The 13745-nt window shown below is 72.4% G+C and carries 12 protein-coding genes; 3 read left to right on the top strand and 9 right to left on the bottom strand.

Going from position 1 to position 13745, the window contains the following annotated elements; all coding sequences use genetic code 11:
* Positions 1–4 precede the first annotated feature (4 nt).
* The 9 genes from AC060L_RS03945 to AC060L_RS03905 all read right to left on the bottom strand — a co-directional run bounded on the left by AC060L_RS03945 (position 5) and on the right by AC060L_RS03905 (position 11190).
* Positions 5–916, bottom strand: a complete 912-nt coding sequence (locus AC060L_RS03945) for a sortase (protein WP_483796985.1) — start codon at positions 914–916, stop codon at positions 5–7.
* Complete coding sequence (locus AC060L_RS03940) at positions 913–2952, bottom strand: substrate-binding domain-containing protein (RefSeq protein WP_483796984.1); 2040 nt, start codon at positions 2950–2952, stop codon at positions 913–915. The genes AC060L_RS03945 and AC060L_RS03940 overlap by 4 nt, the downstream gene beginning before the upstream one ends.
* 47 nt (positions 2953–2999) lie before the next feature.
* Positions 3000–4115 (bottom strand): phosphate ABC transporter permease PstA, encoded by a 1116-nt coding sequence (gene pstA / locus AC060L_RS03935; RefSeq protein WP_483796982.1) that lies wholly within the window; start codon positions 4113–4115, stop codon positions 3000–3002.
* A gap of 40 nt (positions 4116–4155) precedes the next feature.
* Positions 4156–5181, bottom strand: a complete 1026-nt coding sequence (pstC, locus tag AC060L_RS03930; RefSeq protein ID WP_483796981.1) for a phosphate ABC transporter permease subunit PstC — start codon at positions 5179–5181, stop codon at positions 4156–4158.
* On the bottom strand, positions 5178–7997 hold the full coding sequence (locus tag AC060L_RS03925) for a hypothetical protein (protein WP_483796980.1): 2820 nt from the start codon (positions 7995–7997) through the stop codon (positions 5178–5180). The genes pstC and AC060L_RS03925 overlap by 4 nt, the downstream gene beginning before the upstream one ends.
* 188 nt (positions 7998–8185) lie before the next feature.
* On the bottom strand, positions 8186–8782 hold the full coding sequence (locus AC060L_RS03920) for a hypothetical protein (protein WP_483796979.1): 597 nt from the start codon (positions 8780–8782) through the stop codon (positions 8186–8188).
* A gap of 173 nt (positions 8783–8955) precedes the next feature.
* Positions 8956–10017, bottom strand: coding sequence for a PstS family phosphate ABC transporter substrate-binding protein (locus AC060L_RS03915; protein ID WP_483796978.1), 1062 nt, complete (start codon positions 10015–10017; stop codon positions 8956–8958).
* Between the two features lie 314 nt (positions 10018–10331).
* Positions 10332–10784, bottom strand: coding sequence for a hypothetical protein (locus tag AC060L_RS03910; RefSeq protein ID WP_483796977.1), 453 nt, complete (start codon positions 10782–10784; stop codon positions 10332–10334).
* Positions 10777–11190 carry a DUF1508 domain-containing protein gene (locus tag AC060L_RS03905; RefSeq protein ID WP_483796976.1) on the bottom strand — a complete coding sequence of 138 codons (414 nt, stop codon included), beginning with the start codon at positions 11188–11190 and terminating at the stop codon, positions 10777–10779. The genes AC060L_RS03910 and AC060L_RS03905 overlap by 8 nt, the downstream gene beginning before the upstream one ends.
* Before the next feature lie 414 nt (positions 11191–11604).
* Here AC060L_RS03905 and gcvH point away from each other — a divergent pair, with 414 nt between their 5' ends.
* The 3 genes from gcvH (at position 11605) to AC060L_RS03890 (ending at position 13720) form a co-directional block, all read left to right on the top strand.
* Complete coding sequence (gene gcvH / locus AC060L_RS03900; protein WP_483796975.1) at positions 11605–11997, top strand: glycine cleavage system protein GcvH; 393 nt, start codon at positions 11605–11607, stop codon at positions 11995–11997.
* A 125-nt stretch (positions 11998–12122) separates the two neighbouring features.
* Positions 12123–12539 carry a GntR family transcriptional regulator gene (locus AC060L_RS03895; protein WP_483796973.1) on the top strand — a complete coding sequence of 139 codons (417 nt, stop codon included), beginning with the start codon at positions 12123–12125 and terminating at the stop codon, positions 12537–12539.
* Entirely contained in the window at positions 12536–13720 is a 1185-nt protein-coding gene (locus AC060L_RS03890; protein WP_483796972.1) for a DUF1648 domain-containing protein, read from the top strand. The genes AC060L_RS03895 and AC060L_RS03890 overlap by 4 nt, the downstream gene beginning before the upstream one ends.
* The last annotated feature ends 25 nt before the right edge of the window (positions 13721–13745 follow it).

The raw sequence follows: 13745 nt of genomic DNA, 5'->3' as shown, positions 1-13745 counted from the left end.
CCGGTCAGTACAGGTTGGGGAGCAGCGCGGCGGCGTTCTCGTAACAGGCCCAGAGCAGCGCCCCGAGCACCGGGGCGAAGGCCAGGTAGGCGGCCCGGCGGTGCCAGCGGCGGACCGCGACCGTGGCCAGCAGCACCGCGCCGAGCAGACCGGCCGACCAGAGCTGGAGCGCGGCCAGCGCCCCGGTGTCCTGGGCCAGCGCGCGGTCGGCGGGCAGCAGCGCCGGGCGGCCGTGCGGATTGGGCTGCGGATCGCCGTCCAGCCGCGCGCCGACCAGCACCGTGCCGGTGGGGATCCAGCCGGAGTCGCTGGTGGTCAGCACCAGCCGGGCCGGCGCCTGCGGGTCGGCGATCGGGTGCGCGCCGCTGCCGTAGGCGTTCACGGTGTAGCTGAACTGCCCCTGGCCGGTGGCCACCTGGATCTTGTCGCCGACCCGCAGCTCGGACAGCCGCCCGAACGGCGCACCGAACGCGGTGCCGCGCCCGAACAGCACCGCCGTGCCGCTCTGGCCGGGCAGCGCGGTGTCCCGGCGGTGGCCGGGCCCGCGCATCAGGTCCCGCCCGGTGGTGCCCTCGACCACCACCAGGTGGTGCACGCCGATCGCCGGGATGTCGAGCACGGCGACCGGAGCACCGTCCGCCGCCCGGCCGGTCGGCGCGAGCGCGTCGCCGAGCTGGTAGCGCAGCGTCTGGTACGCGGCGGCCTGGTAGTGCAGCTCCTGCAAGGGGGAGAGCGCGAACAGGAAGACCACGAAGCCGAGCAGCAGACCGGAGAGCAGCGTCGCCACCCAGCCGGCCTGGACCACCCGGCGGCGCCGGACGGCGGCCCGGTCGGGCTCGCCGGGTGCCGGGGCGGGCGACTGCCCCGGCACGGGCGAGACCGCCGGCAGCACCACCGTTTCCGCGAGATCGGTCATCGCGGGCCCCCGGTGGAGGAGCCGCCGGACTGCCGGCGCCGACGCAGCCAGCCGCCGAGGAACGGCGGCACGGCCACCACGGCGACCAGTTCGACCGCGGTGAGCGTGCTCAGCGTCCAGTCCTGCGGGCGGTCGCCGACGGTCACCACGTTCGCGGCCGCCTGGCTGCTGCCGCCGGAGCCACCGCCCGAGCCGCCCGAGGAGCCGTCGGTGATCTGCTCGCCGGTCTGCGGGTCGATCGCGGCCGCGGAACTCGGGCCGCCGTCCGAGCCCGGGGTGCCGGCGCCCGCACCACCGGTCGAGCCCGAGCCGCCGGAGCTGCCGCTGCCACCGGTCGAGCCCGAGCCGCCGGAGCTGCCACTACCGCCGCCACCCGAGCTCCCCGAACCCGTGCCACCACCGGACGAACCCGAGCCCGAACCCGAACCGCCGCCGGTGCTGCCATGGCTGCCGCCGCCGGACGAGCCGCCGGAGGCCGCACCACCCCTGGCGCCGCCGGTCGAGCCCGAGCCGCCGGAGCTGCCGCTGCCACCGGTCGAACCCGAGCCGCCGGAGCTGCCACCGCCGCCGCCACCCGAGCTACCCGAACCCGTGCCGCCACCGGACGAACCCGAGCCCGTGCCACCGCCCGAACCGTAGCCGCCCGCACCGGAGCCGCCCGGTGTGCCGCTGCTCGACGGGTTGCTGCGGTTGCAGCTCAGCGGCATGCCCTGCTTGTCACAGGCGTTCGGCTGCGGCGCGTTCACCAGGATGGTCAGGTTGCCCTGGGCGTCGAAGGTCGGGTTGGCGCAGTTGTTGAGCGTGTTCGGGTCGACGTTGCTGGCGTTGCCCGGGATGCGCGAGACCTGGAGCAGCCCGCCGCGCACCAGGTTGCGCGGGATCGGCGAGTAGCCGATCGAGTCGATCCCGCTGCTGCCGGTCGCCTGCCCGGCGCAGAGCACGTAGGAGAGGTACTGGCTGAGCGCGGCGCCCTTGCCGTCGGTGAAGCGCGGCGGCACCGGGAGCGGGGCGGCGGAGCGCGGCACGATCACGTAGCTGTAGCTGGAGATCGGGTACGAGCGCGGGTCGTTGTTCGAGTAGACGCCGTCGAGGTTCTGCTGGAGGAAGTTCGGGTCGTCCGGCGGGGTGTTGTCGTCCACGCCCTTGATGGTCGCCTTGGTCAGTGCGACGGCCACGTTGGAGGCGGTCGGCAGCGTGTAGTACCCCGCCGGGTTGAGCACCTTGACCACCGGCGAGTTGCTCTCCAGCGCGAACGCGTACTCGTCGTAGCCGATCGCGCCGAGGCCGGCCTGCGCCATGATGTAGTGCGCGACCTGGTCGGAGCCGTTCTGTGCGACCATGCCGTTCGACGGTGGGTAGAACTCGGTGTAGTCGCCGCAGGTGACGTTGTTGACGCTGGAGCAGTACGCGTCCCACTGCGCCTGGTGGGTGTGCTCCATCCAGCGGGTGAACTGCGCGGTGGCGCCGGAGCCGTCGGAGCGGATGACCGGGGTGATCGGGATGTTCGGCAGCTGCCTGCCGTACGAGGCGGTGATCTTCGGGTCGTTCCAGTTGGTGATCTTGCCGGTGAAGATGTCCACGATGTTGTCCGGGGACAGCCGCAGGTCGGTGATCCGCTGGCCGCCGACGCTCAGGTTGTACATGAACGAGGTGCCGCCGGCCGTGATCGGGACGTAGGAGTAGCCGTAGCGCGGGTTCTCCGCCGTCGCGATGCCGCCGGTCAGCTCGCCCTGCGAGGCGCCGGTGTCGTTGTGGGTGCGGAACGGGACGTCGGAGGCGGTGAAGTCGTCCAGGCCGAGTTCCCACTGCTGGCGGCCGGCCGCCGAGCCGTCGGGCGTGAAGTTGATCGAGATGCCCTGGTCGGCGACGTCGGTGCGCCACTTGTCGATCGCGGGGCCCGCCCAGCTCGACCCGTCCGCGTTCAGCGAGGTGGCGGCGAAGGCCGCGCCCGCCTGACCGAAGAGCAGGGCGAGCACGGTGAGGGCGAAGGAGAGCAGCAGGGCCAGTGCCCGGCGGTGGACGACGGCCCACGGCATGGAGGTTCCTCCGGCTTGCGGATCAGTGGAATTGACGGGACGTCTGCTCATCGGGCGGCCGCCGAGCGGGCGATCCGGCGGCGCTGGCGCCAGCTCAGCTCGCCCGGCCGCCGGCCGCCGAGCAACCGGGCCGTGATGAACAGCACGAGCACGATGACCATCAGCAGGAGCGCGGCCGCGTAGCCCCGGGAGACCGTGATCCCGTACGGCTGGCGCACCAGGTTCCAGATCAGCAGCGGCAGGCTCACCTGGTGGCCGGAGAACGGGTTGCCGTTGAACCCCGAGGTGTAGCCGGCGGTCAGCAGCACCGGGGAGGTCTCGCCGACCCCGCGTGCCATGCCGAGGATCACCGCGGTGGCCAGCCCGCGCCGGGCGGTCGGCAGCACGACGCTCACCACCGTGCGCCACTGACTGCCGCCGAGCGCGTAGGAGGCCTCCCGCAGCGTGCCGGGGACCAGCCGGATCACCACCTCGGCGGCCCGGGTGACGATCGGCATCATCATCACCGTCAGCGCGATGGAGGCAGCGAAGCCGCACGGCTGCATGCCGAGCGTGATGATCAGCACGCCCAGCACGAAGAGCCCCGCCACGATCGACGGCAGCGCGGTCATCGCCTCCACCAGCGTGCGCACCGGACGGGCCGCCCGGCCGCCGACCTCCGACATGAAGATCGCCGCCGCGATGCCCAGCGGCACCGCGAAGAGCGTGGCGAGGCCGAGCTGTTCGAGCGTGCCGACGACCGCGTGCAGCGCACCGCCCGAGGTGATCGGCGAGGTCGCGTTGGTCCGCTCCAGCGTCTGGGTGTAGAAGTTCGCGTGGCCGGCCGCCTTCACGCCGCGCCACGTGATGAAGACGAGCTGCGCGACGATCAGGAAGGCCAGCAGCACCCCTGAGCTCCAGGCGACCATCGCGACCAGGCGCTGGCGGACCACCCGGCTGTCCCACTGCATCGCGCCGAGCGCGCAGGAGAGGCCGAGGAAGAGCAGGTACCAGAGACCGAGGAAGCCCTGCGCGCCGCTGAACGGCAGCACCCGCTCGTAGAGCAGCCAGTCGAGGGCGAACGAACCGCCGAGCGCGGCCGCCACGGTGGCCACTTCGGCTCGGGTGACGCCGCCGAGCTTGCGGCGGCGCTCGGGTGGCGCGGCGACGAGAGCGGTGCTCACGACGAGGTTCCCTCCGGGGGTGAGAGTGTCGGTCATCGGCTCAGTCCACCGTCGAGGCGCCGGAGCGGGACCGGCTGACCACCAGGCCGGCCAGCACGTTGACGACGAGCGTCACCGCGAAGAGCACCAGGCCGGCCGCCATCAGCGCGGAGATCGAGAACCCGTCCGACTCGCTGTAGTGCAGCGCGATCAGCGCCGAGATCGAGTTGGCGCCGTCCTGCAGCACGTGACTGGTGAACGTGAAGGACGGCGAGATGATCAACGCGACCGCGATCGTCTCCCCCATCGCCCGCCCGAAGCCGAGCATCACCGCGCCGATCGCACCGCCGCGGCCGAACGGCAGCACCACCGTGCGGACCATGCCCCAGCGGGTGCTGCCCAGCGCGTACGCGCCCTCCCGCTCGCCCTGCGGCGCCTGGGCGAAGACCTCGCGGCTGAGCGAGGTGACGATCGGGATGATCATCAGCGCGACCACCATGCCGGCCATGAACGTGGACGCCGTGTAGTGCGTGCCGATGTCGACGGGCACCTTGAGGAACGGCAGCACCCCGCCCAGGTGCAGCGCCATCCAGCGGATCACCCCGATCGCCCGCGGCTGGAGGAAGCCGAGCCCCCACAGGCCGTAGATGATGCTGGGCACGGCCGCCATCAGGTCGACCATCGTGATCAGCCCGGCGCGCAGCCACTGCGGCGCGAACTCCGAGATGAAGAGCGCGGCGGTGAGCGAGATCGGCACCGCGAAGAGCAGCGCGATCACCGCGATCAGCACGCCGTCCGGCAGCACGGCCGCGATGCCGAACTGGTGGCCGGCCGGACTCCAGCGCTGCTGGGTCAGGAACGACCAGCCGGCCGCGTTGAGGGCCTTGATGCCGCGTGCCAGCAGGAAGAACGCGATCAGGCCCATGATCCCGAAGACCGAGAAGCCGGCCAGCCGGAGCACCCCACGGAAGACCTTGTCACCGGCGGTGGCCGGAGCGCTGATCGCCCGGGGGCGGTCGGTGTCGGGGCTGCTGTTCGGTTCGGGGTCGTCGGGGGTCGCCGGGAACCAGGCGTCGAGGGCGGTCATCGCTTGCCGCCTCGGCCGCCGACCCGGCCGCGGACCCGGGAGAGCACCCGGGAGCCGGCCTCCGTACCGGCGAGGACCAGCGCCGCCGGGCCGCCGACCAGCAGCACCGCACCGACGATCAGCACGATCGGGAGCAGCAGCCTGGCCACCCCGGCCCGGTCCGGCGCCGGGGTGCCGGCGGCGACCGGTGCGAGGGCGGGCCCGGCCGGCTGCTGGGACTGCCCCGTCGCCGTCGCCGCCGCACTGGCGGTCGGCTTGGCGCTGGGCGTCGCACCGGGTGCAGTGGTGGTGGCGACCGTGCCGGCGCCGGTGTTCCCGGTGTCGTCCAGCCCGGTCGTGCCGCCGCCGCTGGTACCGCTGTTCGTGCTGGTACCGGTGCCGTTGTTGCCGGAGGTGCCGGTGTTGCCATTGTTGCCAGAGGTGCCGCTGTTTCCGGTGCCCCCGGTGTTACCCGAGTCCTCCGTGGCGGCGGCCGCCACCGGAGCGACGGTCGCAGCCGTGCTGGGCTGCGGGGCGACGGTCGGCGACGTGCTCGGCTGCGCGGGTGTCGGGCTCGCACTCGGCGTCGGCACCGGCGTCGCTGTCGGCGTCGGGGTGGGCGTGGGAGTCGGCGTCGGGCTGGGGGACGGCGACGGTGCCACCTGGTTGCCGGGCAGCGCGCTGTCCTGGGCGGCGACGTGCTGGAGCGCGGACTGCGCGGCCTGCTCCTGAGCGGCCGTCAGGTCCGCGTAGCCGGGCCCGAGCTTGCCCGGGTCGTTGCCGTAGAGCTGGCCACCACCCAGCGAGGTCACCTGCTGGAGGAACGTCGAGACCGCCGTGGTCTTGGCGGCGCCGAGCCCGGCGGTCGGCACCATCGCGTACTCGACGGTGGTCAGCGGGTAGGCGTTCGCGTCGGTCGCGTACGCGGTGACAGGCTGACCGTACGGCGCCTGCTGGGTGGCGGTCTGCGGATCGACCGGCATGTCGTTCACGGTCTGCCGGATCGTGTCCAGCGTCGGCGCGACGAACGAGCCCTGCGGGTTGAGCAGTTGGGCCTGCGGCAGGCTGAAGGCCGCGGCGTTCGCGCTGTCCATGATCGAGATCAGGGTGCGCTGGCCGGGCGGCAGCGCCGCGCAGTGCGAGAGCACGCCGCCGGCGCCGGGCACCGGGTCGGTGCAGGTCGGCTTCGCGAGCAGGAAGTCACGGACCGCGTCGTCCAGCCCGCTGATCACCGGGCTCCACTCCAGCGCCTTCTGGTGGGCCGGCACGCCGGGCTGGCCGTTCACGTCGCCGAAGCCGGTGGAGTCCTGCGGGGTCAGGATGTCGGTGGGGTAGCCGGAGTAGCCGGGCTGCAGGTAGTAGGGGTCGACGTGCATGCCCCACTGGTCGGGCTGCCCCTCCAGGAACTGCGCCGCCTGCGGGTCGCCGGCGATCCACGAGGTGAGCTGGTGGATCAGGTCGGTGGCGTCGCCCGAGACGATCGGCAGGCTGTTCGGCACGTCGGAGCAGCGTGGCCACTGGAGCGGGGCGATCAGGCTCGGCGGGTTGAGCGCCAGGAACTCCGGGTCCTGGAAGATGCACATCGGGTTCCCGACCACGGACTTCGGCTGGTAGCCGGTCGGGGCCCAGGAGTACGACTGGGTGAGCTCCTTGGCGAGCAGCCGGGCGTTCAGCCGCATCTGGGGGATCCGCTGGCCGGTGGTCGGGTCGTCCACCTCGAAGGCCACCGAGATCGCGGCGTTCGTGACCGGGACGTAGACGTAGGGGCGGGGCGCCTTGCCGGTGTCCGGGCGGCCGGTCAGCACCACCTCGGCCCCGGCGCCGGCCAGGAACGCCTGCCGGGCCAGCGGCTCGGACTCGGAGGTGTAGCCGACGTGCAGCGGGTTGGCGGCCAGGCAGGCACCGGCCCGCCACTGCTGGATCGCGCGCTCGGCCATCGGCATGCCCGCGGTGGCGAAGTCGTTGCCGGCCAGCGGGCAGCTGGCGGCCGTCGGCGCGAAGCTCAGCGGGACGACGGCCCGGCGGCCCCAGGAGCAGGTCTCGCCGGTCCAGTTGCCGTTGCCACCGTTGCCCTCCTGGGTGACGTGGTCGGTCGCCTGGTCGAAGAAGCCGTCGTTGTCACCGTCGTGCGAGTCGCAGTTCGGCGTGCCGCTCATGTCGCCGTTGTTGACGGCGTCGTTGCCGAGCGCGTCACCGCCGTAGTTCGGCTCCACCACGATCGAGCACGGGTGGGCGGAGTCGCAGCCCAGGCTCTGGCTCTGCACCGCCGTCCACACCTCGATGTCGGCCGAGCCGGTGCCGTCCGCGCCGGTCACCGCGATCTGGCCGTTCGAGGGGAACTCCGGCGTCGTCAGACCGGCGGCGGGCTCGCCCTGCTGGAACCCCTTGGCCGGATCGCCGCCGTAGAGCGTCGAGCCGTAGCAGTCGGTCGGCCCCGGGTTGACGCCGCGGCACTCGTAGACCCGCACGGGGTACATGACGGTGCCGTCACCGGGAACGGTGGAGGTCGCCTGCGAGCCGTCGGCGATGTTCACGCTCGGCGTGAAGCCCGACCACGACACATGCACGACCTGGTCGGTCAGGTTGGCGGTCTGCGAGACCGTGACGCTGCCGTTGGCACCGGTCTTTCCGGTCAGTCCCATGGAGCCGGGATCCGGTATCCAGACCGGCGGGCCCTGCACGGTCGTCGCCCCGGAGTCCGCACGGGCCTGCTGGACGGTGCCGGCGCCCAGCGGCAGCACCGCGAGCACGGCCACCACCGCCCAGGCCAGGACAGCGCACAGCCAGGCCCGGGCCCACCAGCCCAGTCCTCTCGGACCTCGGTCACGGACTCTCATCAGGGCTACCTCCGGCTGCGCGCGGTGCGGATGTGCGAGGGCGACGACAGGCATGCGAATGGACCCACGGATTCCCGTGGGTCCATTCGGTCATCCCTACGTGACAGCTGCTGCCGTCCAAGGTGTACGAGACCCCAACCAGGCCCCGACGGCGGGGATTTGAGGCTGCTGGACCGTCAGGCCCCGGCTCAGCTGCCGGGCGTGAAGCTGAGGCTCAGGCTGCCGGTGTGCTGGCCCGCCGTGAAGAAGGTGGTGCCCAGCTGGGCGTCCGCGTACTGCGCGCCGGCCGGGTCGATCTGCAGGTCGGAGGCGGCCAGGTTCTGCGTGGTGCCCGCCGTGGTGAGGGTGTTGTCACCGGCCGGGTCGAGCAGGTTGACCGGGGCGGTCGCGCCGCGCGGCACACCGGTGATCGCCCAGTTGTCCGCGCTGAAGGCCAGGTTGTTGAAGACGACGCACTTGCCGGTCTGCACGTCCACCAGCAGCAGACCACCGCCCACCTGCACGTTGCCGTAGTAGCCGGGCAGGTTCGCCGAGCCGCCGGTCACCGGGAAGGTCGCGGAGAAACCGGTGCTGCTGCTGAAGCCGGGCGTCGCGCTCGGCAGCGCGACGGCGAAGATGCCGTTCTGCGCGGCCTGCTGCATGAACGTGTTGTCCTCCTGGACCACCAGGCTGCCGGTCGGCGCGGTGGTGGCGGTCGCGGCCAGCGCGGTCGAGCTCAGCGCGGTGCCGGCCAGGACTGCGGCGACGGCGGTGGTGACGGCGATACGGGTGGTGGTACGGCGCATGGAATGGTCTCCTTCGTGCACGGTTCTGGGCTTGGAGCGGCCCGGCGGCCAGGGGAGGGACCCCTGGCCGCCGGCTTGCTACTGGGTGGCGCTGTACATGGGTGGCGCTGATCAGTGGTGCTGCTCGGTCGGCCGGGGCCGGCTCAGAGCTGGGTGACTCAGAGGTGGGTGGCTCAGAGGTGGGTGACGCTGCCGCAGGCGGCGCCCGGCAGGGTCTGGAAGCCGTAGCTCGCGATGTCGGCCTTGGCGGTGGCGTTGGTGCAGACCCAGCCGGTGGTGCCGTAGATCGCCTTCAGCGCCGGGTTGGCACCGGTGCCGGTCCACTCGGCGTCACGGAACACGTTGTAGACCACGCGGCCGTAGACGGTCGCGGTGTACGACGGGTTCAGCGTGTGGGTGCTGGTGATCGGGTTGATCCCGTTGGTGTTGCGCAGCGTCACGTAGCCGGGGGCGTCGGAGCCGCTCGCGTGGCCGCCGTAGACCTGGCCGATGTAGTGCGCGGCGGAGTAGGGCTCGATCACGTTCGGGTCGTTGAACACCGCGTCGGTGCCCTCGTTCTCCTCGGGCGTGTACGCCTGGACGCAGGCGCCGGGGGTGATCGAGGTGGTGCCGCCGCCGACCGCCTTCAGGAAGAACGCGCGGGTGCCGGAGTTGATCTGCGGCAGGTACGCCTTGATGGTGGCGTTCGCGCCGGTGTAGCCGGAGATGTCGGTGATCTGGTTCCAGTTGGTGATGGTGCAGGTGTAGATGCCGGCCAGGTCGGCCGTGGTGAGGTTGGCCGGCGCGTTGCCGGTCGCGTTGGCCGCCCAGGAGACGCCGTCCTTGGCGAAGGCCACGAAGTCGTCGGTGGTCAGGTCACCGGTCTGCGGGCCGCGCGAGGAACGGGCGAAGTTCACCGTGGCGCTGGTGTTGGCGTTCAGCGCGTTGATGCCGGCGCCGGAACCGTTCGGGCGCACGATCGGGGTCGCGCCGGTCTTGGTGGTGATCGGGGAGGTGCCGGTCGCGTCCCAGCTGTACAGGCGCGGCGAGGTGGTGTCGCCCTTGCCGGTCAGGTAGGCGTTGTAGTCGGTGGAGAACTGGTTGGACACGGCCTGGGTGGTGTCCGAGCCCACACCCACGATGTCCTGGGCCTTCGGGGTGACGGTCGGGTCGGCCAGAGCCTGGCCGGCGACGGCGGTGCCCAGAGCGGTGGCGATGGCGAGCGTGGCGAACAGCTTTCCGGCAGTGTGACGCATGGTGCTATTCCTCCGGTGGGAGAGGCTGCATCGATGTCCGGGGACGGGACCGCACCCGGACTCCGGGGGCCGCAGTTCCTTCGGCCCGTCCGGCGGGACCGATCCTGGCCAGTCGGCGGGGGAGTCGGAAGCGCCTGCCGGAGGTGCTCAAGTGCGGGTGAACATCAGTGTTTTGTCGACTTGCCGGTTTACCCGCTGGCCCGGGGCAGTAGTTCGCATCCGGCGCTCCCCGGCCGGGCCGGGCGCGGCCGGGCGGTGTTCTTCTCGCGGTGGTCACTCGGTGGGGATACGGGTCTGGGCCGGCAACCTGGCGGTCACCAGGGCCACCGGCCCTCGCGGCCGGCCGTGCGCAACTCCCGCTCCAGCGCGTGCAGTCCGGTACGGAAGCTGTGCACGCCCTGCCGGCACTGGTCCCGCCGCAGGTAACCCCGGGCACTGCGGGCCACCGGCTCCTCGGCGACGGTCGCGCCGGGCCGGGTGGTGCGCGGGGGCAGGTAGGCGGCCCAGCACCAGGCGCGCGCCTGGTCCTGGGTGAAGGCGTAGCGCAGCGAGGCGCGTTCGATCAGCAGTTCGCGCAGCGCGGCGACGAGTTCGGCCTCGGTCCGGTAGAGCTTTGCCGAGACCGCGAGTTGGCGGCCGTTGCCGGCGGCGAGCGACCAGCCGATCCGGCGGCCCGCACCGAGCACGGCGAGCAGCCGGGGGCCGCGCGGTGACGGCGGTGGGGGTGGCGGCGAGAGTGGGGGCGGTGGTGGTGGGAGCTCAGGCATGGTCGGCGGGTCTCGACGGGACCGCCTCTCCGGCCGGCTCCTGCGGATGCCGGCGCTCCAGCAGCGCGACGAACCGCCGGAACGCGTTCTGGCACGTCGCGTAGCGTTCGTACGCCCGGTTGGAGCGCGCCTCGGGCAGTCCGCGCGCCCCGGGGACCACCCAGGTCCAGCCGATGCCCTCCCGTACGTGCGTGATCCGCGCGGTCAACTCGGCCGCCTCGTCCCGTAAGCCGTCGAACGCCCGGACGGCTTCGCCGGCCGAGTCGTAGACCGCCGAGGAGACCGCGACGATCCGTCCGTTCGGCGCCTTGAGCTGCCACTGGTAACGGCCGTTGGCCGCCCGTTCGACCTGGAACCCGCCTCGGACGGCCTCTGCCCCGGCCCGTCCCCCACCACTGTGCCCCACCCGGCCCACCCGCCCCTGTCCCGCCCGCCCTACACGGCGACCGCAAAAGGACCTGGCGGGCCTCGTGGGCATCGCGTAGAGATCTCGTGTTCGGCACTCAACCGGGTCAACGGTAGGTGTGAGGCCAGTGACGCAGATAGAGCAGACGCCTGTTCGGCAGGTCTATTGGCCGGGAAGTTCTCCCCCGTTAATCTTCGCCGAGCGCCGGGCCAACAGCGCTGTGGGGGTGGGGAGTTCAACTGCGAACCCGAGTCCCCTGCGAGTCGTTCCCGAGTCATCCGCGAGGCGTCCGCGAGCACCCCGCGCGGCCCGGAACACGCGCGGATCGGCAGAAGTCACCAGGAGCCGGGCCGTTTCTGACTATCTTTCAGCTGAAGGCGGCGGATCCGCCGCCCAGCGCCCTCGGAGGTAGCCATGAGCAACGTCCCCACCGACCTCAAGTACACCAAGGACCACGAGTGGGTCCGCGACCTCGGCGGTGGCAAGGTCCGGGTCGGCATCACCGACTTCGCCCAGAAGCAGCTCGGTGACATCGTCTTCATCGAGCTGCCGAAGGTGGGCGACAAGTTCGACCAGGGCACGGCCACCGGGACGCTGGAGTCGGTGAAGGCGGTCTCCGAGACGTACGCGCCGGTCTCCGGCACCGTCAGCGCGGTGAACGACGAGCTGGACGCGGAACCCGAGAGCGTCAACGAGGACGCGTACGCCGCCTGGCTCATCGAGCTCACCGGCACCGACGCCGCCCAGCTGAAGGGCCTGCTCAGCGCGGCGGAGTACGAGAAGTACATCGCCAACGAGGAGGACTGACCGGCCCTCTCCGGCCGCAAGGCCCGCCCCGACGCCCGGCGTCGCGGCGGGCCTTCTGCTTGCCCCGGACAGTGAGCTGTTCTATAAGTAATAGAGCAGAACAACATCGCTCGGGGGGAGCCCCCTTGATCCTGACCCTTGACCTGGCCAGCGAGATCCCGATCTACCAGCAGTTGCGGGACCAGGTCGTCGAGGCCGTCGCCGACGGCCGGCTCACCGAGGGCAGCCCGTTGCCCTCGACCCGGCAGCTGGCCGGTGATCTCGGCATCAACTTCCACACCGTCAACAAGGCCTACGACCAGCTGCGCCAGGAGGGCCTGCTGGTCCTGACCCGCAAGAGCGGCGCGGTCGTGCAGCGGGACCGGCGCTCCGGTCCGCCCGCCGCCGGGTTCGCCGAGCAGTGGCAGGCCCGGCTGCGCACGCTGCTCGCCGAGGCGGTGGCGCAGGGGATGCCGGCCGAGGCCGTGCTGGCGGCCTGCGCCGGGACCGTCGGCGCGTTCGAACAGACTGGAACAGCAGAAGACTTGGGGGAACGTCCATGAGTACCAGCGCCGTTCTGACGCTGTCGGTGGTGCCGCTGGCGATACTGCTCGCGGCCTGGCTGATGCCCTCGATCACCGCGCCCACGCTGCCGTTCGGCGTTCGGGTGCCGGCCGAGCACGCGCAGGCGCCGGTGATCGCCGAGCAGCGGCGCGCCTACCGGTGGCTGGTCGGGATCGCCGGCGGTGCGGTCGTGCTGGGCGGGGCGGTCTGGGCGCTGGCCGGCTCCGCCTCCTCGCCGGGGCCGCTGGCCGGGGCGCTGTCGGCCGTCGTGGTCATCGCGGTCGGCGGGGCCGGGTATCTGCGCGCGCACCGGGCGATCGGCGCGGTCAAGGAGCGCGAGCAGTGGTTCGGCGGGCTGCGGCAGACGATCGCGGTGGACACCTCGCTGCGCACCGACCCGGTCGCGCTGCCCTGGGCGTGGGCGGCGCCGGCGGTCCTGCTGCTGCTCGGCACGGGCGTGGCCGCGGCGATCCGCTACCCGTCGATGCCGGACCGGCTGCCGACCCACTTCGGCGGCTCCGGCACGGTCGATCAGCTGGCCGCGAAGTCGGTAGGCAGCGCGTTCGCGCCGGTCTTCGCGCAGCTGGGCCTCACCGCCGTGATGCTGCTGACCACCGCGATGGTCTTCCGGGCCCGCGCCGACCTCGATCCGGCCCGCGCCGAGGCGTCCGCGTACCAGTACCGGCGGTTCGTGGTGCTGATGGCGCGCTGCCTGCTCGCGCTGACCGGCTGCGTGAACCTGACGATCCTGCTCGCGGCCTGGCAGATCTGGGACGGCTCGGCCACGCTCGCGCTGGCTCGGGTGATCGCCCCGACAGCGCTCGGGGTGGTCGCGCTGCTCGGCTTCGGGCTGCGGGCCGGCCAGAACGGCAGCCGGCTGCCGGTGCCGCAGGAGCTGGCGGTGGCGGTGGCCCAGGGCGCGCCCGTCGCGCACGGCGTGGCGGTGGCGCAGGGCGTGGCGGTGGCGCAGCGCAACGACGGCCGGCGGCCGGTGCACCAGGACGACGACCGGTACTGGCGGCTCGGCGGCCTGGTGTACGTGAACCGGGAGGACCCGACGCTCTTCGTGCCCAAGCGGTTCGGGATCGGCTGGACGATCAACTGCGGCAACCCGTACGCCTGGCTGGTGCTGGCGCTGCTGATCGGGCTCTCGGTGGGCCTGCCGCTGCTGTCGCGCTGACGGCCCGGCGCGGCCGGGCACCCGT

It is taken from the genome of Kitasatospora sp. NEAU-69, assembly GCF_057158765.1.
This window is presented reverse-complemented; position numbering and strand designations above follow the sequence as displayed.